Source organism: Bacillus sp. EB106-04-04-XG123 (assembly GCF_058791855.1).
The window spans coordinates 219,646-242,963 of the sequence record NZ_JBYTDZ010000002.1 but is presented as its reverse complement, the minus strand read 5'-3'; the positions used below and the strand labels follow the sequence as shown (position 1 = coordinate 242,963).

General features: G+C 41.8%; 20 protein-coding genes and 1 riboswitch. Of the genes, 15 read left to right on the top strand and 5 right to left on the bottom strand.

Translation table 11 applies throughout. The features are described 5' to 3' along the window. Positions 1 to 219 precede the first annotated feature (219 nt). From AC3WTB_RS06685 to AC3WTB_RS06675, 3 genes are all read left to right on the top strand, one after another. The gene (locus tag AC3WTB_RS06685) at positions 220 to 2,235 is read left to right on the top strand and encodes a Na+/H+ antiporter (RefSeq protein ID WP_492333504.1); all 2,016 of its coding nucleotides are present in this window, start codon (positions 220 to 222) and stop codon (positions 2,233 to 2,235) included. 63 nt (positions 2,236 to 2,298) lie between these two features. Continuing rightward, positions 2,299 to 3,168 carry an ROK family protein gene (locus tag AC3WTB_RS06680; RefSeq protein WP_492333503.1) on the top strand — a complete coding sequence of 290 codons (870 nt, stop codon included), beginning with the start codon at positions 2,299 to 2,301 and terminating at the stop codon, positions 3,166 to 3,168. A 68-nt stretch (positions 3,169 to 3,236) separates the two neighbouring features. After that, the gene (locus AC3WTB_RS06675; RefSeq protein ID WP_492333502.1) at positions 3,237 to 4,082 is read left to right on the top strand and encodes an aldo/keto reductase; all 846 of its coding nucleotides are present in this window, start codon (positions 3,237 to 3,239) and stop codon (positions 4,080 to 4,082) included. A 39-nt stretch (positions 4,083 to 4,121) separates the two neighbouring features. Here the strand turns inward: AC3WTB_RS06675 and modB are convergent, their stop codons facing one another. From modB to AC3WTB_RS06655, 4 genes are all read right to left on the bottom strand, one after another. Then, complete coding sequence (gene modB / locus AC3WTB_RS06670; protein ID WP_492333501.1) at positions 4,122 to 4,787, bottom strand: molybdate ABC transporter permease subunit; 666 nt, start codon at positions 4,785 to 4,787, stop codon at positions 4,122 to 4,124. Continuing rightward, complete coding sequence (modA, locus tag AC3WTB_RS06665) at positions 4,787 to 5,563, bottom strand: molybdate ABC transporter substrate-binding protein (RefSeq protein ID WP_492333500.1); 777 nt, start codon at positions 5,561 to 5,563, stop codon at positions 4,787 to 4,789. Before modA ends, modB begins: the two co-directional genes overlap by 1 nt. 116 nt (positions 5,564 to 5,679) lie before the next feature. Beyond that, a complete protein-coding gene (locus AC3WTB_RS06660; protein WP_492333499.1) occupies positions 5,680 to 7,530 on the bottom strand; it encodes an LTA synthase family protein in 1,851 nt (616 codons plus the stop codon). Between the two features lie 123 nt (positions 7,531 to 7,653). After that, positions 7,654 to 8,139 (bottom strand): metal-dependent hydrolase, encoded by a 486-nt coding sequence (locus AC3WTB_RS06655; protein ID WP_492333498.1) that lies wholly within the window; start codon positions 8,137 to 8,139, stop codon positions 7,654 to 7,656. A 171-nt stretch (positions 8,140 to 8,310) separates the two neighbouring features. Here AC3WTB_RS06655 and AC3WTB_RS06650 point away from each other — a divergent pair, with 171 nt between their 5' ends. The 3 genes from AC3WTB_RS06650 (at position 8,311) to AC3WTB_RS06640 (ending at position 10,862) form a co-directional block, all read left to right on the top strand. Next, complete coding sequence (locus AC3WTB_RS06650) at positions 8,311 to 8,739, top strand: MarR family winged helix-turn-helix transcriptional regulator (RefSeq protein WP_034280901.1); 429 nt, start codon at positions 8,311 to 8,313, stop codon at positions 8,737 to 8,739. A gap of 81 nt (positions 8,740 to 8,820) precedes the next feature. Then, positions 8,821 to 8,964, top strand: coding sequence for a small acid-soluble spore protein SspJ (gene sspJ / locus AC3WTB_RS06645; protein ID WP_041088277.1), 144 nt, complete (start codon positions 8,821 to 8,823; stop codon positions 8,962 to 8,964). 121 nt (positions 8,965 to 9,085) lie between these two features. Next, positions 9,086 to 9,264, top strand: a riboswitch (Lysine riboswitch). Positions 9,265 to 9,455: 191 nt separating this feature from the next. Then, positions 9,456 to 10,862: an amino acid permease gene (locus AC3WTB_RS06640; protein ID WP_039181382.1), complete on the top strand. Its 1,407-nt coding sequence runs from the start codon at positions 9,456 to 9,458 to the stop codon at positions 10,860 to 10,862. 35 nt (positions 10,863 to 10,897) lie between these two features. Here AC3WTB_RS06640 and AC3WTB_RS06635 read toward each other — a convergent pair whose 3' ends face one another. After that, complete coding sequence (locus AC3WTB_RS06635) at positions 10,898 to 11,836, bottom strand: iron-hydroxamate ABC transporter substrate-binding protein (RefSeq protein ID WP_366204034.1); 939 nt, start codon at positions 11,834 to 11,836, stop codon at positions 10,898 to 10,900. A gap of 257 nt (positions 11,837 to 12,093) precedes the next feature. Between AC3WTB_RS06635 and AC3WTB_RS06630 the strand changes: the two genes are divergently transcribed. The 9 genes from AC3WTB_RS06630 (at position 12,094) to AC3WTB_RS06590 (ending at position 23,301) form a co-directional block, all read left to right on the top strand. Beyond that, positions 12,094 to 13,146: a FecCD family ABC transporter permease gene (locus AC3WTB_RS06630; RefSeq protein ID WP_492333497.1), complete on the top strand. Its 1,053-nt coding sequence runs from the start codon at positions 12,094 to 12,096 to the stop codon at positions 13,144 to 13,146. Continuing rightward, positions 13,147 to 14,169 (top strand): FecCD family ABC transporter permease, encoded by a 1,023-nt coding sequence (locus tag AC3WTB_RS06625; RefSeq protein ID WP_052196534.1) that lies wholly within the window; start codon positions 13,147 to 13,149, stop codon positions 14,167 to 14,169. Positions 14,170 to 14,189: 20 nt separating this feature from the next. Further along, positions 14,190 to 15,005, top strand: coding sequence for an ABC transporter ATP-binding protein (locus AC3WTB_RS06620; RefSeq protein ID WP_039181374.1), 816 nt, complete (start codon positions 14,190 to 14,192; stop codon positions 15,003 to 15,005). A gap of 175 nt (positions 15,006 to 15,180) precedes the next feature. Continuing rightward, positions 15,181 to 15,903 carry a response regulator transcription factor gene (locus tag AC3WTB_RS06615; RefSeq protein WP_260774811.1) on the top strand — a complete coding sequence of 241 codons (723 nt, stop codon included), beginning with the start codon at positions 15,181 to 15,183 and terminating at the stop codon, positions 15,901 to 15,903. A 3-nt stretch (positions 15,904 to 15,906) separates the two neighbouring features. Continuing rightward, positions 15,907 to 17,661, top strand: coding sequence for a HAMP domain-containing sensor histidine kinase (locus AC3WTB_RS06610; protein WP_492333496.1), 1,755 nt, complete (start codon positions 15,907 to 15,909; stop codon positions 17,659 to 17,661). A 135-nt stretch (positions 17,662 to 17,796) separates the two neighbouring features. Further along, positions 17,797 to 19,233 carry a glucuronate isomerase gene (gene uxaC, locus AC3WTB_RS06605; protein WP_492333495.1) on the top strand — a complete coding sequence of 479 codons (1,437 nt, stop codon included), beginning with the start codon at positions 17,797 to 17,799 and terminating at the stop codon, positions 19,231 to 19,233. A gap of 57 nt (positions 19,234 to 19,290) precedes the next feature. Continuing rightward, positions 19,291 to 20,301: a LacI family DNA-binding transcriptional regulator gene (locus AC3WTB_RS06600; protein WP_041088294.1), complete on the top strand. Its 1,011-nt coding sequence runs from the start codon at positions 19,291 to 19,293 to the stop codon at positions 20,299 to 20,301. Positions 20,302 to 20,359: 58 nt separating this feature from the next. Beyond that, positions 20,360 to 21,811 carry a tagaturonate reductase gene (locus AC3WTB_RS06595; protein ID WP_492333494.1) on the top strand — a complete coding sequence of 484 codons (1,452 nt, stop codon included), beginning with the start codon at positions 20,360 to 20,362 and terminating at the stop codon, positions 21,809 to 21,811. Beyond that, on the top strand, positions 21,808 to 23,301 hold the full coding sequence (locus tag AC3WTB_RS06590; protein ID WP_492333493.1) for a UxaA family hydrolase: 1,494 nt from the start codon (positions 21,808 to 21,810) through the stop codon (positions 23,299 to 23,301). The genes AC3WTB_RS06595 and AC3WTB_RS06590 overlap by 4 nt, the downstream gene beginning before the upstream one ends. The last annotated feature ends 17 nt before the right edge of the window (positions 23,302 to 23,318 follow it).

The window sequence follows — 23,318 nt, the reverse complement described above, 5'->3', positions numbered from 1 at the left end:
TATTGTTCATCATTTGAACAATACATATGATGAAAATTTTGTCAGCAGGCTGAATATCTGGATTCAGCCTTTTTTTGCCTAGATGGATTGTTATGTGTTGGTTTCACTTTTTGCGGAATACTAAAGAAGCACTTCTGATCGGACGGATGGATGAAATGAACACATCTTTGCATGTAAGCAAAACTTGACAAAAAATATACAGAGGAGGGACATGTACTAGTGGAGATTTTTTTGGCAGTGCTCGTACTACTGGCACTCATTGCAGCATCTAATATTATCAATCGTTTTGTCCCCTTTATTCCTGTTCCGTTAATTCAAGTGGGCTTAGGAATATTGGTGGCAGCTTTTCCTTCAGGTTTACATATTTCTTTAAATCCTGAACTCTTCTTCGTTCTATTTATTGCGCCGCTGTTATTTAATGACGGGAAGCGTACCCCAAGGGACGAGCTTTGGAAATTAAGAGCACCTATTCTTCTTTTAGCACTTGGTTTAGTGTTTGCAACCGTCGTTGTAGCGGGATATACCATTCATTGGATGATTCCAAGCATACCGCTTCCAGCCGCATTTGCGCTTGCAGCGATTTTATCACCGACAGATGTCGTGGCAGTAAGTGCTTTATCCAGCCGTGTGAATATGCCAAAGGGCATCATGAGACTGCTGGAAGGCGAAGGGCTGATGAACGATGCATCAGGACTTGTCGCCTTTAAATTTGCCATTGCCGCAACAGTGACGGGAGCCTTTTCAATTGCTCAGGCATCCTTTAGCTTTGTCTTCATTGCCGCAGGTGGTTTATTGACTGGATTTATTCTATCCTTTTTTATCATTCGTTTTCGCTATTTTCTCCGCCGTTTAGGAATGGACGATGTCACGATGCATATCATCCTGCAAATCCTTACACCTTTTGTGATTTATTTAGCAGCAGAAGAAATTGGTGTATCCGGAATTTTAGCCGTTGTGGCCGGTGGTGTGACGCATGCCATTGAGCAAGATCGAATGGAAGCGAATTTAGCGAAACTGCAAATTGCTTCATCAAACACATGGAATATTATTTTATTTATTTTAAACGGACTTGTTTTCGTCTTACTTGGATTGCAGATTCCGGATGTTTCTACAGTCATTTTCCAAGATGAATCCTTTAACAACATGCAGGTGATTGGCTACATCTTAATTATTACACTGTGTCTCATGGTGCTGCGGTTCTTATGGGTATGGCTGTTCTGGGCAGGAAAATGGAGTGCAACAAAAAAGCAAAATGTGAAAAAGCCGAAGTTTCGCGCCTCGATGCTGATGACATTCTCTGGTGTCCGCGGGGCTGTGACATTAGCCGGTGCCTTCTCTATCCCATTTACGCTCGCGGACGGATCACCATTTCCAGAGCGGCACTTAATTATTTTCCTCGCAGCAGGCGTGATCTTATGTACACTCATTTTAGCTAGTGTGTTACTGCCTCTTTTATCTGAGAAAAAAGACAAGCAGGTCGACGTGGACTTGGATACAAAGATTCAGCATGCAAAACGGAAGCTGCTCAGAAGTGCTATTAAAACGTTAAAAGAAGGGATGAATGAGGACAACAGGGAAGTATCCCTTGCACTCATCAATGATTACCGAATGAAGCTGAGAAATATCCAGCGTGAACCATACCAATTCGGGATGAGAAGACAAGAGAAAAAAATCAGACTGCATGGTATCAAAGCAGAACAGATGAAACTTCAACAATTAATTGATGATGAGAAAATTGACAAGGAAGAAGCTTATGAGCTGCAAGAGAGATTTCATGAGCTGGAAATGCTGTACTCAAACTCATTCAAAATTCGTTTTTCAAAGGTGAAGTTTCTCCGCTTGCTTCAATGGCTGCAATTATGGCGGCCGAATCAGCACATTTCAAACGGTATTTTAGAAAAAGAGGACTCGTATAAACAAATCCGTAAGAAAACGGCTGAAGCTGCGGTAGACTCGATCAAACAGCATATGACAGATGAAAACCAGCAAACGTGCCACCAAGTTATTGGTTTTTACAACCAAGTGATTTACCGCTGTGAACACGGTCCAAGCTTCTTCCAGCAAAAAGACCGTTCATTTGACCGAAAGAAAAAAGAGCTGAACTTCCAAGCTGTACAGACGATTCGAAATGAAATACAAACCTTATATGAAGATGGTGAGATCAACCGTGATATTGCCCATCATTTAAGAGAGTATATCAATGACATGGAAGCTGTTCTGCTCACTAATACGTGATGTTGTCATCTTCTCCCCCATGTTTTATGATGAAGAAAGAGAACGAGCAGGGGGAGATCAATGATGGCGTATTATGGAGCAATTGAAGCTGGGGGTACAAAATTTTGTTGTGCAATCGGTAATGAGCATGGAGACATCTTAGAGGAAATGACGATTCCGACAGAGCACCCGGATCAAACAATACAAAAGCTCATTCCATTTTTCAAGCAGCATGACATTGCAGCATTAGGGGTTGGCTCCTTTGGACCCATTAGTGTACAACAGGACGATCCTTCATACGGTTATATCATGAACACACCGAAAGTGGAGTGGAAGCAATACCCGTTCATTCCTGAGCTTGAGAAGCAATTAGGTGTCCCCGTATCCTTTACAACTGATGTCAATGCCGCAGCACTAGGTGAATTAACAAAAGGGGCAGCCAAAGGGCTAAGCAGCTGTTTGTATATCACGGTCGGTACAGGCATTGGTGCGGGGGCTGTTGTAAAAAATGAGCTTCTACACGGTCATTCACATCCTGAGATGGGGCATATCCTTGTCAGGCTGCATGAATCTGACCCATTTGCAGGTGTCTGCCCGTCACATGGAAATTGCTTAGAAGGACTGGCAGCTGGACCAGCGATTGAGAAAAGGTGGGGGAAATCTGCCAAAGAGCTGACGCAGGATGAAGCGGTTTGGGCACTTGAAGCGGACTATTTAGCACAGGCGCTTATGCAATACTCGCTCATTTTAAGCCCAGAGCGCATCATCATGGGCGGAGGCGTCATGAAGCAAAAGCAGCTATTCCCACTCATTCGAGAGAAGCTAGCTGCTTATGTCAATGATTATGTGGACCTGCCGCCGCTTGATACATACATTGTCTCCCCTGGACTTGAAGACAAGGCTGGTATGACTGGTGCGCTGCTCTTAGCCATCGAAGCGAAGAGAAACGCCTGATAATAGAGTTTTGAAGCACAACATGAGATAATGAAAGAGATGGAATCTAAAAAAAGGTGGTTGTTAAAATGGTCAAAAGCTTGAATGATACCGTAACACTGAATAACGGAGTGGAAATGCCTTGGTTTGGTTTAGGTGTATTCAAAGTGGAGGACGGCAATCAAGTGGTAGATGCCGTAAAAGCAGCCATACGGAACGGATATCGCAGCATTGATACGGCAGCTGTTTATAAAAATGAGACAGGCGTAGGAAAAGCGATTAAAGAATCTGGTGTGAAACGAGAAGATTTATTTATTACGTCTAAAGTATGGAACACAGATCAAGGCTATGATAAAGCGCTTGAGGCGTTTGACGCAAGCTTAAACCGATTAGGTCTTGATTACTTAGACCTCTATTTGATTCATTGGCCTGGACCAAAAGCAGATACATTTAAAGACACATGGCGCGCACTTGAGAAGCTTTATAAAGACGGGAAAGTCAGAGCCATTGGAGTCAGCAACTTCTATATTCAGCATTTAGAAGAGCTGTTAAAAGATGCTGAGGTTGTTCCAGCTGTGAACCAAGTGGAGTTTCATCCGAAACTGACACTTGTTGAACTGCGTCAATATGCAAAGGAAAAAGGCATTCAAATTGAGGCATGGTCTCCGCTGATGCAAGGGAAGCTATTAGATCATGACGTTTTGAAAGACATTGCTGCACGCTACAACAAATCTGTTGCTCAAGTCATCTTGCGCTGGGATCTGCAAAGCGGTGTCGTGACAATTCCTAAATCAATCAATGAAGAACGTATTAAACAAAATGCAGACATCTTTGACTTCGAGCTTTCTAAAGAAGACATGGAAAGAATCGATGCATTAAATAATAACGAACGCGTCGGCTCGAATCCAGAGACGATGACGGTTGGGTTTGAATAAATAAAAAAATCCTCTTTCTCATGTGAGAAAGGGGATTTTTTACGTACTGCTTCGGCGTACAGCCAACAGCATGATAAAAGATAGAATCACAATACAAATCGTCCACGCCCAAGCAAGCTCCATTCGTCCGGAATCAATCGCCACATATATAGCGGTTGGGAGTGTTTGCGTTTTTCCTGGGATGTTGCCGGCAAACATTAGGGTTGCCCCGAATTCACCAAGTGCTCTGGCAAAACTGAGGACACTGCCTGATAGAAGGGAAGGCAGAGCAAGTGGTACTGTAATGTAGGCAAAGACTTGAAATGAATGAGCACCATCTACTTTTGCAGCGCCTTCAATGTCTGACTCAATCGTAGAAAATCCAGCCTTTGCAGATTGATACATAAGCGGGAATGCCACAACCGTTGATGCAATAACTGCCGCCCACCATGTGAAAATGATCGGCTGGTGAAAGATCCATTCAATCGCGCCCCCGATCATGCTATGCCTTCCGAATATGACGAGCAATAAAAAACCTACAACCGTTGGTGGGAGGACAAGCGGAAGCATCAACAGCGTTTCCACAATCATTTTTCCTTTAAACGAGCTTCGTGCCATCCAAAAGCCAATCGTTGTGCCAAAAACAGTGGAAAGCAGCCCGCTCACAAAAGCAACCTGAACGGACAGCCAAATAGGAGATAGAAATTCTTCAGTCATCATAGGCATTAATTCACTTGAAAGCCGTACTTCTTAAAAATTGATTTGGCTGTTTCTGATTGAAGAAATTGAAAAAAGGACTTGGCTTCCTCTACATGTTCTGTCCCTTTAACGATTCCTACTGGGTAAATGATTGGGGAATGCATGTCCTGATTGGCTTCAGCTGCAATTTTCACTTTTTTGGAAACGAGGGCGTCTGTCTTATACACAACACCAGCCTCCACATTTCCTGTTTCTACGTAGCTTAAAACTTGCCGCACATCCTTGCCGTATACAGCGTTCTTTTTCACTTGATTCCAGATGTTCAGCTTTGTGAAAATCTCTTTGCCGTATGTACCAGCAGGAACGGATTCTGGTGTGCCAAGAGCAATCTTCCCTTTTATGTGCTGGGCGTCTTGAAAGCTTTTAATAGAGGAAGAATGATCATTTGGCACAATGAGTACAAGCTCATTTTGGATGGCATCCTTGATAAAATGTTGATCGATATCTCCAGATTGCACAAGCTCATCAAAGGGCGCTTCAGCTGCTGAGAAAAAGAGGTCAGCTTTTGCCCCTTGCGCGATTTGCTGCTTCAATGCGCCGGATGACCCGAAATTATTTGTTAATGTCACATTCGGATGCTCATCATTAAAGGCGGATTCAATTTCCTTTAGTGCATCCTGAAGACTTGCCGCTGCTGAAATGACAAGTTCTGTTTTTTTGCTTGTATCCGATGACTTCATCTCTGTTTGACACCCACTCAGGAGCAAGCAGGTGGCGATGAAGGGGAAGAACGCATACTTCATGTTCACACCTCTTATTATTCAATATCATATGTATCCTATATTATAAGCAAACTTATTTGACCATTCATAGGCTTTCAGTAAAAAGAGAAAAGAAAAAGCCGCCAGATGGCGACTTTTTAATGCTGATAAAAACGCAGCAAATTCCCATTGATCACTTTGTCTGATAAGGAAAGTTCTTTATTGGCTTTTTCGATATAAGGCTGACACACCTCATCCTGTTCAACAGGTTCTTTTGTTTTTTGATCATAGCAGGTGTTCTTTGTATAGAGATAATCATCTGTAATAAAGTTCCCGTTTCTCAAAACAGCAAAAGGCGTCCGTTCGTTTGAAAATAAGTCATTGCCAAATTGAATGGCATCCTTCGTTTCAATACCGAGTAAGTGCAGGAGTGTCGGCTTCACGTCGATTTGCCCAGCTGTTTCAGAAATTGTCTGCGGTGCTTGATCTGTGACCCCCGGAATGTAAATTAAAAAGGGCACCCGCTGCAATTTCACAGCATCAAACGGTGTGATTTCATCTTTTTTAAGCAGCTCTGCCATTGCCTGATGGTGTGCCTCGGAGATACCATAGTGATCCCCCATGAGGACAAACATCGTATTGTCATACAGTCCTTCTTTTTTCATGCGGTCAAAAAATGTCTTAATGGCTTCATCCTGATAGCGGACGGTCGTCACATAGCGGTTTAAAATGGCGCTGGACGAATCATATTCATCAATCAATTGATCCTTTGGATCGATTTCAAATGGAAAGTGATTGGTCAAGGTAATAAACGTGCTGTAATAAGGCGCCTTCAACTTTTTTAAATAATCAATGGATTGGTCAAAGAAGTCAATATCCTTTAAGCCCCAGCCAGTTGAATTCTGTTCATTGACCTGATACGAATCGACATCATAAAAACGGTCAATCCCAAACGATTCATACATCACATCACGATTCCAAAACGTTTTATTATTCGCATGAAATTGGACGGATTGATAGTTCTCTTTTTTCAACTGCTTGTATAACGTGTCGTATTCGTTGTCACTCGCTGTGAAAAAGACTGCGCCGCTGCTAGATGGGTAGAGGGAATTTGCGACAATAAACTCTGAATCCGATGTCTTTCCTTGCTCAGTCTGCTGATAAAATTCATCAAAATAAAAACTCTTTTTAGCGAGTTGATTTAAAAAGGGGGTGATGTATTGTCCATTCACCTTTTGATCAACGACAAATTGCTGTGTTGATTCGAGTGAAATGAACACAACGTTCCTGCCTTTAGCAAGTCCAAAGTACTCTTCGTTTGGTGCACTGTAATCAGCCTTTGTGTAGTTTGCTACGGTTGAAAGTGTATCTTCATCTGCAAAGGCTTTTTGTCCAATACGCGCCGTTTGGGCAGCGCCGTCATACAGATGGAACTGAAACAGCCCAAGGTTTCGTACGATCACTTCTCGATCATAAGAGCTTGTCAGAAAGCGAGGGTGATCCATCATGGCTGAACTGACATGAAACAATAGAAAGCTGCAGCACACCGCATAATATGTTTTGATCGTTTTAAAGGAGGCTTTTGGCGCTAAAGGTTTGCGCTTTAACAGCCACGCCAGCACCACGAAATCAATGAGCATCAGTAAAAACAGCGGGTGAAATAATTCTGTCATACTGCTGCCCATATCTCCCATGTTTTTCGCTTGGAATAATACAGGGATTGTAATGAAATCAATATAAAATCCATAAAAGATCGTATTCGATATGAGAATCGCCGTCAAAATCAAATTTGCGGTTAATAAAAATACCTTTTGCTTCGTTTCATTTAAAAAAAGAGCAATCCCAAACAAAGGAAGCAAAAAGCTAAGTGGATTGATCAAAAGCAGCCATTCATGAAACAGATTGGCCGTTCGTATGTGAAATCCGAATTGATAAATGATGTATGTTTTCATCCACATGAAGAGGATGGAGTACACTAAAAACCAGTGATTTTTGAAAAACGCTTTCATTTATGTAGCTCCTCACCATTCTGTATTCAGCTGCAAGGCAAAAACACTTATCTTAAACCTACTAAAAAAATGAGGAATGATCAATTCATATCCTGTGTTTTTCGGAAAACTCTTTCTGATTCATTAGAATGGGATGGAGATGCCGCAGAGGACAGCGATGTAATAGCAGGTAACGACGGTGAGAGCAGCTAGTACGACTTGTTCTCCTGTGCTGCCTGTTTTGACATAGAAGGGAAGACGCACTTTAATGGAAGCCGGAAATAAAAATTTAATCCCATTCACTGTTCCTGCATCCAGAATGAGATGGCTTGCCATCCCGACTAGTAAACCGATACTTAGGCTGTCATTTGGAATGTATGTTGTTGCTAGAAAATAAATGATCAGCAAAAATAATAAACTGTGTGTAAATGTGCGATGACCGAACACACTGCTGATCAGTGTCGAGAGCAGCGGGAATTTTCTGCCGATTTTACTTTTTGTATGGCAAAGATCAGGGATCAGAGCACCTGCTGATCCAGCAGCAGCTATCGTCACTGGGTCGAATCCATAATAGTAGGCAACGGCTGTGGAGGCGGCAATTCCGCCCATGATGTGTGTTTTTCCTGTCATGATGCGTACTCCTGTTCTATCTTTAGTTCAAGTACTCACTATATCAAGGGTGGATTCATTCAGCAAGGCTTATTTCTAAAGAAAAAGAGGCCAAAAGGGTTGGCTGAATGGAAAAACATTCTATAATAAGGGGGAAGTCATGTTGATACTAACGATAAGGATGCGATTCGGATGGGTAATGCAGACATTTTAAAAGAAATTGTTCTTGTACATTATGAAGTCAGCCGTAAATTAAACCGCAAGTTACTTGAGTTAGAGAAAGACATCACGCCCCCACAGATATATGCTCTTTCTATTTTGATACAAGGCAAAGTATCACATGCCGAAGAGCTGAAGCAAAGACTCTCTTTAAACCCTGGTGCAGCCTCTATTGCACTCAATAAATTATGTGAGCAGGGTTATATTCAAAGAGAACGGGACAAGGACGATTCGTCACTTGTCCGTTTAGAAGTCACGGAAAAAGGGATGGCCATTTATGAAAAGCATACTCGTCTTTTCGGAAAGGTGATTCAGCATATGATGTCAGACTTCACAAAGGAAGATTTAAAAACCTTTCTGTCGTACTTGCAAAAAATGAGACAGACCTTTCATGATGATTGAGCCTCTTCCCTTGTATAATGCTGAGCGCTGTAGCACAAATTAAACAGGCAACCGCATTATATGAAAAGGGAGGAAACAGCGATGTCATTTTTCCAAAAGGATAAAAAAGCGAAAAGTGAGAAAAACCATCAGCAGGTAGATCAGCTGTTAGAGGAAGCAAGTAAAGAGCTAGCAGGCGATCCGCTTCAGGAAGCTGTACAAAAGAAGAAAAACAACGATCAATAAGCAGGTATAGGGCAGAGAAAAGAATCTCTGCCCTTTTTCTATGTTTTACCCTTTGACAGAAATGAGAATGTTTGATAACCTTCGTGTAGTAAAAATGAATAGAAATCCTCACGCTATGTCTCAGTGAGGTAGAGGTTGCGCGGATGATGAGTCACTCATGGGAGAGATGGAATCGAAGATCATGAGAAAAAAGGCATCAGCGCCGAAGTGTAGAGAGAGCTCCAACTTTCTTTATGCTGGGTCTGCATTGAATAAATGCAGGACTGCCACGTCTTTGAAGCGTGGAGGGCTATCCGGAGATCAAGGTGTATGTTTTGAAAAGCATGGACTTTTGTTCAGGCTTTTTTTTATGTTCTGAGTCACAAAAATAAGGGTATGCTGTTAAAAAGTAATCCATTATGAACATAAAGAATGCAAGTCATTGCTTCACAAATATATCAATGAAGATACTGCCGGGTCTGGTCCAAAGTGAATAAAACGGAGGTACGGAAATGGAACAGACAAAAAAATGGGGTTTTTGGTTATTGACGGCTTTTGTCGTCGGAAATATGGTAGGTTCAGGCATCTTTATGCTGCCAAGTACGCTTGCCCAGCACGCAAGTCCTTTAGGTGTGACGATGGCATGGCTTGTCACAGGCGGCGGTGTGCTGATGATTGCGCTTGTATTTGGGCATTTGTCCATTCATAAGCCGCAGCTGACGGCTGGACCACAAAGTTATGCAAGGGCGCTTTTTAAAGATCCGAAAAAAGGGAAAGCAGCTGGATTTACAATGGTGTGGGGATATTGGGTGGCAAGCTGGATTAGTAATGTCGCAATTATTACAAGCCTTGCTGGTTATTTAACGACTTTTTTCCCGATTCTCACAGTGAAGACTGAAGTTTTTACCTTTGGAAAAGAAGCGGTCACGCTTGGTCAGCTCATGACGTTTATCGTATGTACCCTTCTTCTATGGGGAACACATACCATTTTAATTACAAGCTTAAGTGCTGCAAGTAAATTGAATTTTATTACGACCTTTTCAAAGGTGCTTGGATTCGTCCTTTTTATTGTTGCGGGATTATTTGCATTTCAAACGGCATTATTTGAACATTACTACTTCCCGGTTGAAACAGGCAGCGAAGGAGTGCTTGGCCTTGGAGGTCAAATTCATCATGCGGCTATTTCCACACTATGGGCATTTATTGGAATTGAATCAGCTGTCATTTTATCAGGAAGAGCATCCTCACAGCGTGATGTGAAACGTGCGACGATTACAGGTCTTTTAATCGCACTTTCGATCTACATGATTATCACATTGATTACGATGGGCGTTCTGCCGCACGATCAATTGCAAGGTTCTGACAAACCATTCGTAGATGTGCTTCAGCTTATTATTGGGCCAGCTGGCGGAATTGTCATGGCTCTGCTGGCGATTATTTGCTTGTTTGGTTCGATGCTTGGCTGGATTTTACTTGGTTCAGAAGTACCGTATCAAGCAGCAAAGGCTGGTGATTTTCCAGCAGTATTTGCAAAAACAAACAAAAAAGGAAGCCCTGCTTTCGCTTTGACTGTTACAAATATTATGTCACAGCTGTTTATCTTCTCTGTGATGTCACGTACGATTAATGAAGCTTTTACCTTTTTAACTACATCAGCGACACTTGCGTATCTTATTCCGTATATTGTGTCTTCCATCTACAGCTTTAAGGTCATTATGCAAGGTGACACGTATGAACTTCAAAAAGGAAATCGAACGAGAGACGGCATCATTGCACTTGTTGCGATGGGGTATTCAGCTTGGGTCATTATTTCAGGAACAGCCGACTTGAAAACCTTTGGTCTTGGAATCGGTCTATTCTTAGTAGGTATTTTGCTTTATCCATTCATGTCAAAAGGATTTGCCAAAGGAACGGTATAAGGAAGACGTTTCTCCATTTCTGGAGAAACGTTTTTTTATGATGCAGATGTCAATCGATCCACAATAAACTCTAGCTGACCTTCTAGTGACACTGGGTCATTAAAGAAGAAACCGACTGGATCTATTTCGAATACATGTTTATTTTTGACGGCAGGAAGTGATGTCCAAATGCTGCTTTGATACACTTGGTCACCTTTACTTTTTGAGCCGCTCCATGGACCTGTGAAAATATAGTCGCCTGCGAATTCTGGCAACTTCTCAAGAGAAATATTCGCATAGCCAACACCGCTGTCGATCGCTTCTTTTTTGACAGCCTTCGGTGCTTTTAATTTCAGCTCGTCATAAATGATTTCGCCTCCGCGGGCAAAGGTGTTTCCAAAGATATAAATGCCTTTATCAAATGGCGATACAATCGAGACCGTTTTGCTGCCAACAGCTTTGGTTACCTTTGGTTTCACCTCAGCAATTTTGGTATCCCATTTTGTGATCCATTCTGTTGCTTTTTTTGGTGTACCTGTCATTTTACCGAATTCTTTTAGCTGATCTTTGAAAGAATATTGATTGTATTTTACCGCTACAGTTCGGGCGATTTTTTTGTATTGATCAAACTTCTCATCTTCCCCCCAAGCAATAATCATATCTGGCTTTAAAGCGGCTACCTTTTCAACCGATGGGGTCCTTCCGAGATTTTCCACTCCATCTGTTTTCCCTTTATAAAAAGGGTTTTTAAAGATGGGTGATGTTGTAGCAACTGGCGTCTTGCCGAGTGTGACGAGGTCCCCGTAATAGCTTTCTGCAAGAAGAACTATTCGTTTCGGATTTTTCGGAAGCTTCACTTCACCTTTGGCATCCTGATATGTCATCATGTCATTCTGTTTCGCTGCTGATTGTTTATTTGAAGTGCTGCCGCAAGCGGCTGTAAAGATCATAAGGATCGATAAAGAAATCAAAAGAAATCCAGTTCGTTTTTTCACAAAGATTCTCTCCTATTCAATTTTCCTTGATAATGATTCTCAATTTCATTTTATCGTAACATGATAGGAACAAAAATGCATCGGCTAATTTAGACCTAAAGAAAAATGGTGAAATTCTCACAATTTTTTTGTGAAAATAAAGAAATTTATCAGAACAATGATTTCAAAAAGAAAAGAAAGTGATATACTAGACTTCGAGATTGATAATCATTATCACTAATAGAGAATAAACATGAACGGAAAGGAAGAGACTGGTTTTGGGCTCACAATCGAATAAACAGCTGCCAGCCAGCGATGATACGATCGATATTGTCACGAAGCCTTTTGGAACAGCAGCTGTTATCATCATAGGAATCATCGCTTTAGCATTTGGTCTTTTTTTATCAGTATCATTAGGAGCGGCAAACATTCATTTACAGACTGTATGGGAAGCCGTTTTTCATTTTGATTCACAAGAAACTTCACATCAAATCATTCGGGAATTGAGGCTGCCGCGCACAGTTGGAGCCGCGCTCGTCGGTGCCTTTTTAGCCGTATCAGGTGCCATTATGCAAGGAATGACAAGAAATGCGCTGGCGTCACCGGAGATTATGGGTGTGACAAATGGCTCCGCATTTGCGATTGCCATTGCATTAGCATTTTTCCCTGGCCAATCTTCTTTCACATTAATTCTTTGGTCATTTGTTGGAGCCGCACTCGGTGCCTCTATTGTATTTGGTGTCGGTACTATGTCAAAAGGGGGACTGACTCCGGTTAAACTCGCACTAGCTGGTACAGCGGTTGGAGCACTTTTGAGCTCAATTTCTTCAGCCATTGCCATCCGTTTTGACGTCGCTCAAGATATGAGCTTTTGGTATGCTGGCGGAGTGGCAGGTGTGAATTGGAGCAACATTCATATCATCATTCCAGTTGCCATTGCAGGACTAATCATTGCAATGATCCTTGCCCGTTCGATCACGGTTCTGAGCTTAGGTGAAGAATTGGCGAAAGGACTTGGACAGTATACGAAAACGGTCAAGGTGCTTGGCGTATTGGTTGTTATTCTTTTAACGGGTGCTGCCGTGTCGGTAGCGGGCTCTATTGGTTTTATCGGGCTTGTGATCCCTCATGTCACTCGATTCTTGGTTGGAGTGGACTACCGCTGGATTATCCCATGCTCCGCTATTTTAGGGGCCACTTTGTTAATTTATGCAGACATTGCTGCGAGGCTGGTCAACGCTCCGTTTGAAACGCCAGTCGGTGCCATCACGGCGATTATAGGCGTTCCTTTCTTCTTATATTTAGCTAGACGTGAAAGGAGCGGAATCTAAATGGAAATGGTGCAGCAAGCAAAGAAAAAGAAATATCAACGAACGATGCTCATGATCTTTTTCGCGATCGTAGCTGTGTTCCTTATTAGTTTAAATACCGGAGAAATTCGGATCTCTCCGATGGATACATTGAAAACACTTTTTGGATTCGGAAGTGAGATGGATGAGCTCGTATTATTCGAATTCCGACTTCCAAGAATGGTCATCGCTTTACTTGTCGGTGCTTCTATCGCTGTATCAGGCGCGATTTGGCAAGGCGTTTCTCAAAATGGTTTAGCTGACCCAGGTATTCTCGGCGTCAATGCCGGCGCTGGCTTTGCCGTTGTGCTATTTATCTTTGCATTTCAAGGCACGATGACGAATTTAGGTGATTTCACGATTTTTGTACTGCCGCTTTTCGCGTTCGTAGGTGCAGCCTTTGCTGCATTTCTCATCTATGTGTTAGCGTGGAAAAAAGGCATCACACCTGTTCGATTGATTTTAACTGGTATTGGTGTGAATGCTGCGTTTTCAGCAGCGATTGTGGTCATTCAATTGAAAATGAGCCCAAATGATTTTAACCAAGCCATCGTGTGGTTATCTGGAAGTATTTATGGCTCAAGCTGGACGTATGTCCTGTCTGTTCTACCATGGATGGTGATTTTCCTTATATTCGCGATTGTCAGATCACGCTATTTAAATATCATGAATTTGGGTGATCAGCTGTCCTATGGATTGGGTATTTCAGTTCATAAAGAAAGAAGCTTGTTCATGCTGATTGCCGTTGCATTAGCTGGTGCGAGTGTTGCTGTTGCAGGGAGTATTTCTTTCCTAGGGTTAGCCGCACCGCACTTGGCGAGAAAGCTTGTTGGGCCAAAGCATCAAGGAATGATACCGGCCTCCGCGTTAATTGGGGCGCTGTTATTATTATTGGCGGATACACTTGGCCGCGTCATACTTGCACCATCAGAAGTGCCAGTTGGCCTTGTCGTTTCTGCTTTAGGCGCACCTTACTTCATTTACTTATTGATGAAATCGAACTAATGAGGAAGGAGAGACAACATATGAAATCGCTCGAAACAGAAAAGCTTTGTATCGGTTATCAAGACCGTTTGATTGTAGAAGATTTGAATGTCAGTATCCCAAAAGGCAAGGTGACAACACTGATTGGACCGAATGGCTGCGGGAAATCAACCATTTTAAAAACGATGTCTCGTATTATGAAGGCCAATCGAGGAGCTGTTTATTTAAATGGCCAGGCTATCCATGAGACGCCGACAAAAGAAATTTCAAAACAAATGGCGATCTTACCGCAAACACCCGAAGCACCTAGTGGACTGACAGTGTATGAGCTTGTGTCATATGGACGTTTCCCACATCAAAATGGGTTTGGTCGCTTATCAAATGAAGATAAACGAATCATCAGATGGGCACTTGAGGAAACGGGAATGATCGCTTTTCATGATCGACCAATTGAAGCACTTTCCGGCGGACAGCGCCAGCGAGTATGGATTGCGATGGCACTTGCCCAGGAAACAGAGCTGCTCCTATTGGATGAACCTACGACGTATTTGGATCTTGCACATCAGCTCGAGATTCTTCAGCTGTTAGAACGCTTAAATAGAGAGCAGGGGCGAACTGTGTTGATGGTCATCCATGATTTGAATCATGCGGCGCGTTTTTCACATTACATGATTGCCCTCAATCAAGGGAAAGTCATAAAAGACGGTACGCCTCATGAGGTCATGACCAAAGAGGTACTCAGTCAGGTATTCCATATTGATGCAGAAATTGTGCTTGATCCTAGAACGAATAAGCCGATTTGTTTAACATATGATTTAATGAATCATGAACGAAAGCTAGAAGCTGTAAATGGATAATAGATGTAAAGAAACTCGGTACAGATGCCGGGTTTTTTTGCGTGTTTGAAACTTCTTAATGCTGCTATTTTCTCCAGTTGATATTTTTTCGCTTTTATGCAGAAAAGAGGTACTTTTTTACTTTAGACAATGGTAATATACGGTTAGAGATCATAGCTAGAAAGGAAAGAGATGCGTGGAAACAGCAAAAATATTGATTGCAGATGACGAAGAAGCAATTGTGAAAATGGTTGAACGCGTATTAAAAAAAGAAGGATTCAAGCATATTTATAAAGCCTACCATGCAGATGAAGCATTAGATGTTGTCAAAAACGAGGACATCCACCTCTTACTTCTAGATGTGATGATGCCCGGTAAATCTGGTTTTGACGTTCTGCCTGAAATCAGAAAAATAACGAAAGCGCCTATTTTTTATTTAACTGCAAGAACGTCTGATGTCGATAAACTGACGGGCTTTGCGCAGGGGGCAGACGATTATATCACGAAGCCATTTAATCCGCTTGAGTTAGTGGCTAGAATTAAGGCTCACCTAAACCGAACATATATCTCCTTACAGGAGGAACAAGAAGACACTCAAAGCCAATATCATTATGCCCATTTCTCCTATCATCCTCATGCAGCCGAATTGAAAGTAAGAGGAGAGGTGACGGCATGCTCAGCTCAGCTTCTTTCTTTGCTGAAGTACTTTTGTGATCATCCGAATGTGGTTCTTTCAAAAGATCAAATCTATGAGAAAGTATGGGGCGTCCCATCATATGGTGATAACAACACTGTCATGGTTCATATTCGAAAGTTGAGAGAAAAGATCGAATTAGATCCGAGTCAGCCCGAATATATTGTGACGATCCGTGGTATGGGATATAAATTTATACCACACCCTGCAAAGGTCCTTCAATAGTTTATGAATTTACGAGCAAAACTTTTCTTTCACTTTGTCGGACAAATGTTTATTGTGATTGCCATTCTGACGATCGGACAGACGTTCTCTGATAATTTATATTTAACAAAGCACTACGAGAACATGGCTGAAACCGGTTTAACAAAAGCTGATGGAGATACACTCATGAGCTGGCTTTATTTTAACGAGGATGGAAAAATGGAAGCCGACGATCAGCTCAAGCAAGCAGTGAAAAAACGAGACGGCTGGCTGCAAGTGATTGATTCAAAAAAGAATACTGTTTATAGCTATCACCGCCCTAAATCCATTCCAACATCCTATCAAAAGGATGAAATGATCAAGATCTTTGAAAAAAAAGAATTTAAAGATTACAAGATGTACTTCTGGCCAGTTGAGATTGATCAAGAAAGCTTTATTGTGTTATATGGGTTCAAAACGAACAGCACAAAGGTAGCCAATTATCTGAAACAGCACGAGAAAAATTTGGCTGCATTATCTCAATATTCGGTTGAAACGAAAGAATTCCTGAAGAGAATGAACGGATCAGTTCATCTGTTTAATGAAGAAGGAAAATATTTAAAAGGCATTCGAACCAACACCAGTTTGAAACATAACGTAACAGATGTTGAATTGCTCAAGTATCAATCAAAGCCCTGGGAGTTTAGAAGTGACCTCACTTATATGAAGGTGAATAAAAACCTGTATATCATCGTTTCGGTACCAAATAAAGTATACAGCCCAGACGAGCTATACGATAAAGAGACAGACGCTTTAAATCAATATACAACCATCTTAATTGCAGGTCTTGCGCTCACTATTATCATTGTCATGACATTATGGTATTCGTATCGCTATGGGCTGCCAATTTATCACATTATTCGCTGGCTGATTTTCTTATCAAAAAATAAATTGCAGGAACCAACAAATAGAAAGGGAATTCCCGTCAGTAAAAATAAAAAAGGCCGTATTAAGCGGGAATACCGTTTATTTGAGGATATCCTAAAAACAATGGATCAGCTCACACATACGTTAAAAGAGAATGAAGCAAACCGAAGAAAAATTCAAACCACAAGGGAAGAATGGATTGCAGGATTGTCTCATGATTTGAAAACGCCTTTAAGTACGATTTACGGCTATGGACTCATGCTTGAGTCCGATCAATATCAATGGTCCAAGGAAGAAGTCATGGAAATGGGACAAGTGATTCGTGAGAAATCAGAATACATGTCGACACTGATTGAGGATTTAAACCTCACGTATCGATTGAAGAATGGCGCCCTGCCTATTAATCGGAAACCGGTTGAACTCAGTGAATTTTTAGCTTCCATTATGGACGAGTTCTCAAGAAGCTCCTCATCAGAGGATTATCCATCCACCTTTGAAGATCAAACAGATGGTGTCATATTTGAGATCGATAAAGCCTGGTTCAGACGAGTGATTGAGAACCTGCTGGCGAATGCAGTGAAGCATAACGAAAAAGGCACTCATATTACAGCTGTTTTATCTGAAACAGATGAAGAAGTTCGGATCGAAATGAAAGACAATGGCCGCGGAATGGCACAGGAAACGGTGGATCACCTATTTAACCGCTACTACAGAGGGACAAATACAAATGATCCAACGAACGGAACTGGTCTCGGGCTTGCGATAGCAAAAGAGCTCGTCTTGCTGCATGACGGTGATATTCAAGTTGAAAGTGAACTAGGCTCTGGAACAACTATTGCGATTATCCTAAAAAAATCATCACCTGTAAAATAGCCAAAAAACGATTTTCTTTTCTAAAGGAGATCGTTTTTTCCTGTTTTAGGATTGAAATCAATTTTGTAAACGATTACAATGAAGTTGTTAACGTGAACAAATCATTTTTATTTATAAGAGAGATGGGGGAGTTTGATGAAAGCCTTTTTAGATGATCAGTTTTTACTCAACAGTCAAACGGCGGAAAAGCTATATCATGAGTTTGCTAAGGACCTTCCAATTATAGATTACCATTGTCATTTAAGCCCCAAAGAAATCTATGAAAATAAAACCTTCCATAATATCACCGAAGCATGGCTTTACGGAGATCATTACAAATGGCGTGCCATGAGAGCAAACGGCATACCAGAATCACACGTCACAGGGGATGCCTCAGACTATGAGAAATTTCTGGCGTGGGCGAAGACTGTTCCCATGACCCTTGGAAACCCGCTCTATCACTGGACTCATTTAGAACTGAGACGATATTTTGGAGTTGAGGAACTTTTAAACGAAAAAACCGCACACATCATCTGGCAAAAAGTAAATGAAAAGCTGCAAGGAGAGGGTTTTGGTGCAAGAGACTTCATTGTGAAATCGAACGTTGAAACAGTTGTGACGACAGATGATCCAGTCGATTCGCTTTGCTATCATCAAAAACTGCGGGAAGAAGGATTCACTGTGCAAGTGCTGCCCGGATTTCGGCCTGATAAGGCACTTGATATAACGAATCACCTATTTACAGCGTATGTTCACGAACTGGCAGAGGCTTCATCTACTCCAATCCAATCCTATCAAGACTTTTTAACAGCACTCCGTGCAAGAATTGATTTTTTCCATGAACAGGGCTGCCTGATCTCAGATCATGCCATTAACGAAATGACGTTTGAAGAAACGACGGAAGAAGAAGTGGAAGCCATCTTTCATAAAAAAATGTCGGGTCATGCATTGACGGAAAAAGAGAAGATTAAATTTAAAACACAAACATTCATTAAGCTTGGTCAGGCTTACTATGAGCGGGGCTGGGCGATGCAGCTTCATATCAATGCGCTTAGGAACAACAATACGAAAATGTTTGAGCGGCTTGGGCCAGATACAGGGTATGATGCGATGAATGATGAAGACATTGCCAAGCCGCTTTGCCGAATATTGGATCGTTTAGAACAAGAACAGGCACTGCCAAAAACCATTCTATATTCCTTGAATCCTAGGGATAATGTTGTGATTTCCACATTGGCTGGAAGCTTTCAAGACGGGACGGCACCAGGGAAGATTCAGCACGGCACAGCTTGGTGGTTTAATGATACGAAACAAGGGATGACAGAGCAGATGATGGCTCTATCCAGTATTGGACTGATCAGCCGTTTCATTGGGATGCTGACAGATTCAAGAAGCTTTTTGTCGTATACAAGGCATGAATATTTTCGAAGACTGCTTTGCGATATCATCGGAGATTGGGTAGAAAAAGGGGAAGCTCCATATGATCTTGATCTGTTAGGGGGAATCGTGAAAGGAATCAGCTATGAAAATGCCAGACAGTATTTCCAATTTGACCGGACGAAGCAGCTCCAGCATCCGAACAAAATGACATGAAGAAAATGAAAGCGATTTTATGATAAGATGGTAAAAAATCATAAAAGGCGGAATAGCATGACAGTCACAATTAAAGACATAGCAAAATTGGCAAACGTCTCTCATACCACTGTATCAAGGGCTTTGAATAACAGTCCTTTTATTAAAGAGAAGACAAAACAAAAGATTTTGTCGATTGCAAAACAGCTGAATTATTCACCGAATGTCCATGCGAGAGGCCTTGTATCACAAAAATCATTTACAATCGGTCTGTTTTTTACGAGTTTAACAGAGGGCACATCTTCAAGCTTCTTTGTGGATGCGTTAAAAGGTGTCAATAGCGTCATGACAGAGTATTATAATCTCTTTGTAAGAGGAATTGATGACTTTCACGATTATACAACCATTCATAAACAACGCTATGATGGCATTTTGCTCATGAGTCAAAGCGAGCACGATGAGGCGTTTATCCATCATGTGAAGAAACAGGGCATTCCCATCATTGTGCTGAATCGCCGTGTAGAAAGTCATGAAGTCATGAATATATTAGCAGATGATAGTCAAGGAGCTTACCAGGCTGCACACCATTTCATTCAGCAAGGTCATGAACAAATCGCCATCATTGAAGGGAAAGAAGGCTTTAAATCAACTCAAGAAAGAAAAGCTGGTTTCCTGCAAGCGTTAATTGATCACCAAATACCTATGAAGAAAGAATATATGATGAAAGGCGATTATCACATGAAAAGCGGCTATGAATCAATGGAATCGCTGCTGGCCCTTGATGAACCGCCAACAGCGCTCTTTTGCTCAAATGATGACATGGCGATCGGTGCAATGAATGCTTTATTTGCAAAAGGCAAAACGTGTCCAAATGATATTTCTATTATTGGTTTTGATGATATTGCATTTTCATCCTATACCACACCTGCATTGACAACGGTGAAAAAGCCGATTGAAAAAATGTGTGCACTTGGAGCAGAAGCCATCCTTTCAGTAATAAACGGTGAAGAGCAAGAAGAAGATCATATGGAAAAAGTGTATGTTCACACAGAGCTGATGATCAGAGATTCAGTTAAAAAGGTGCAGTAATCAGCACCTTTTTAGAAAAATGTTCACGTGTGCATATTACTTGGAGAGGGGAATCCATTTGAAACGAATATCAAAAGCCATATACCCGGCACCTGAGTATCCGGAAACGATTTTGCAGATTGGCGAAGGAAATTTTATGCGAGGATTTATCAATTGGCACATCCAGAAGCTGAACGACTGCACAGATTTTAAAGGAAGAGCGGTTGTTGTCCCTCCTCGAAAAGGATCAGTGGCAGCCTTAAATGAACAAGATGGCTTGTACACATTATGTATTCAGGGATATCATGACCGGCAAGAAATGAATGAACGTATGATCATCCAATCGATTAGCAGAGGAATTAGTACGTATACGGATTACGAGGAGTTTTTACACGTAGCAGAAAACCCGGATCTCCGCTTTGTCTTCTCAAACACGACGGAGGCAGGACTTGTGCTCAAAAAGGAGGACCGTTTGGAGGATCGGCCGCAAGCCAGTTTTCCAGGAAAGCTGACAGCGTTCTTGTATCACCGGTTTAAAGCTTTTGCTGGAGATGAGCGGAAAGGTCTGATCATTCTACCTTGTGAATTGGTTGAACAAAATGGTGATCGATTAAAGGAATATGTGATCAGTATGGCAGCTGAGTGGGAATTGCCGCCTGCGTTTATGACATGGATAAAAGAGGCCAACACGTTTTGTAATACGCTTGTGGACCGGATTGTCCCTGGATTCTCTAAGGAAGCGGCTGAAATCGTAGAAAAGGAAGAAGGGTATATTGACGAATTGCTTGTCACGGCAGAATATTATCATCTTTTTGTCATTGAAGCACCTGCCTTCGTACAAAAGGAGCTCCCCTTTCAAGAAGCAGGGTTAAATGTTCTTTTTGTAGAGGATATTGCGCCTTATCGTATGAGCAAGGTACGAATTTTAAATGGTGCACATACAGCGATGGTGCCGATTGCTTACTCATGCGGTATAGAAACTGTAAAAGAGGCTGTGGATGATGAGCAGGTTGGTCCGTTCATCCGGCGTATGCTGGAGGAGGAAGTACTGCCAGGACTTGAACTTCCTCAAGATGAGCTTCTTCTTTATACACAATCCGTTTGGGATCGTTTTTGCAATCCATTTGTAAAGCATCAATTGCTGGATATTGCACTGAATGGGGTATCCAAATTCCGAACCCGTAATCTTCCGTCATTGCTTGATTATGTCGAGCAAAAGAAACAGCTGCCAATGAAACTTGTGTTTTCACTTAGCAGTCTCATTTATTTCTACAGAGCACATGCAGGAAGGGTAAAGGATGATGAAACTGTGCTCACGCTCATGAAGGAAGCATGGGAAAACCGTTCCAATGAAACGGTTGCAGCGAGTATCCTTTCATACGAATCATTATGGGGCAGAGATTTAACCGATGTAGATGGATTGAGTCAAGCTGTAGCTGATCAGCTTACCCTCATACAGAAGCACGGGATGAGTGCGGCTGTTCACCGAATGATGCTTCATCAATATGAAAATCAGGGGGAGAAGGCATGAAAGACTTTATTGTCATCCACCCTTCAGATAATGTCGGTATTGCTTTAAAAGGATTGGAACAAGGGGAAGAGCTGCAGCATCAAGGACATACGATTATCTTAAAAGAGACCGTTGGCAAAGGTCATAAGTTTGCATTGGCTGATATCAAGCAAAGAGAGAATATTATCAAGTATGGCTATCCCATTGGTCATGCAGTGACTGCCATTTCTGCTGGGGAATGGGTGCATACGCATAATATTAAAACCAATCTATCTGGCAAGCTAGAATACGAATACCAGCCTTCATTATCAGAAAACCCCTATAAAAAAACGAATTTTACATTTAAAGGATATAAACGAAAAAATGGTGAAAGCGGAATCCGCAATGAGCTTTGGATTGTTCCCACCGTTGGATGCGTGAATGGCATCGCCGATCAAATGATCCAAATATTCACCGCTGAAATGGGTGGAAACATCCATCCTTTTGAAACAGCCCTCGTATTAAAGCACAATTATGGATGCTCACAGCTTGGGGACGATCATGAAAATACGAAAACCATTTTACAAAATGCGGTGAAGCACCCTAACACTGGAGGAGTACTTGTTCTTGGACTTGGGTGTGAAAACAATGACATTGAGGATTTTCAGTCCACATTAGGTGAATATGACCGTACGAGAGTGAAATTTTTAAGAAGCCAAGAAGTAGGAGATGAGATTGAGACGGGAGTGGCTTTACTCAAGGAAATTTATGATGCGGCGAAAGAAGATCATCGTGAAGACATTCCGTTATCTGAGCTGAAAATTGGCTTGAAGTGTGGAGGATCAGATGGATTTTCCGGTATTACTGCAAATCCGCTTTTAGGCAGACTGTCCGATTTTATTGTCGCGCAGGGCGGAACGACGGTGCTGACAGAAGTGCCCGAAATGTTTGGTGCTGAAACGATTTTAATGGAGAGAGCAGCATCAGAAGCGACTTTCGACAATATTGTGCAAATGATCAATGACTTTAAACAATACTTCTTGGATCATCGACAGCCGGTATATGAAAATCCTTCCCCGGGAAATAAAGCTGGTGGAATTTCGACATTAGAGGATAAGTCTCTTGGCTGTACACAAAAAGCAGGTACTTCTGATATTAAAGATGTATTGAAATATGGAGAGCTGCTGAAACAAAAGGGATTGAACTTATTAAGTGCACCTGGTAATGATTTGGTTGCTTCATCTGCTCTTGCTGCTTCCGGTTGTCAAATGGTGCTTTTTACAACAGGCAGGGGGACACCATTTGGTACGTTTGTGCCAACAATGAAGATCTCGACCAACACAGCTTTATATGAAACAAAAAAGCACTGGATTGACTTTAATGCCGGAGAACTGCTTGAAGATGTACCGGAAGATGTTGTGTTAGAAAAATTCATTTCAACGGTTATTGATGTGGCGAGTGGGAAGCTGTTAAATCATGAAAAAAACAATTTTAGAGAGCTGGCTATTTTCAAAACAGGTGTCACACTTTAAGGCGACTGGGGGATGAG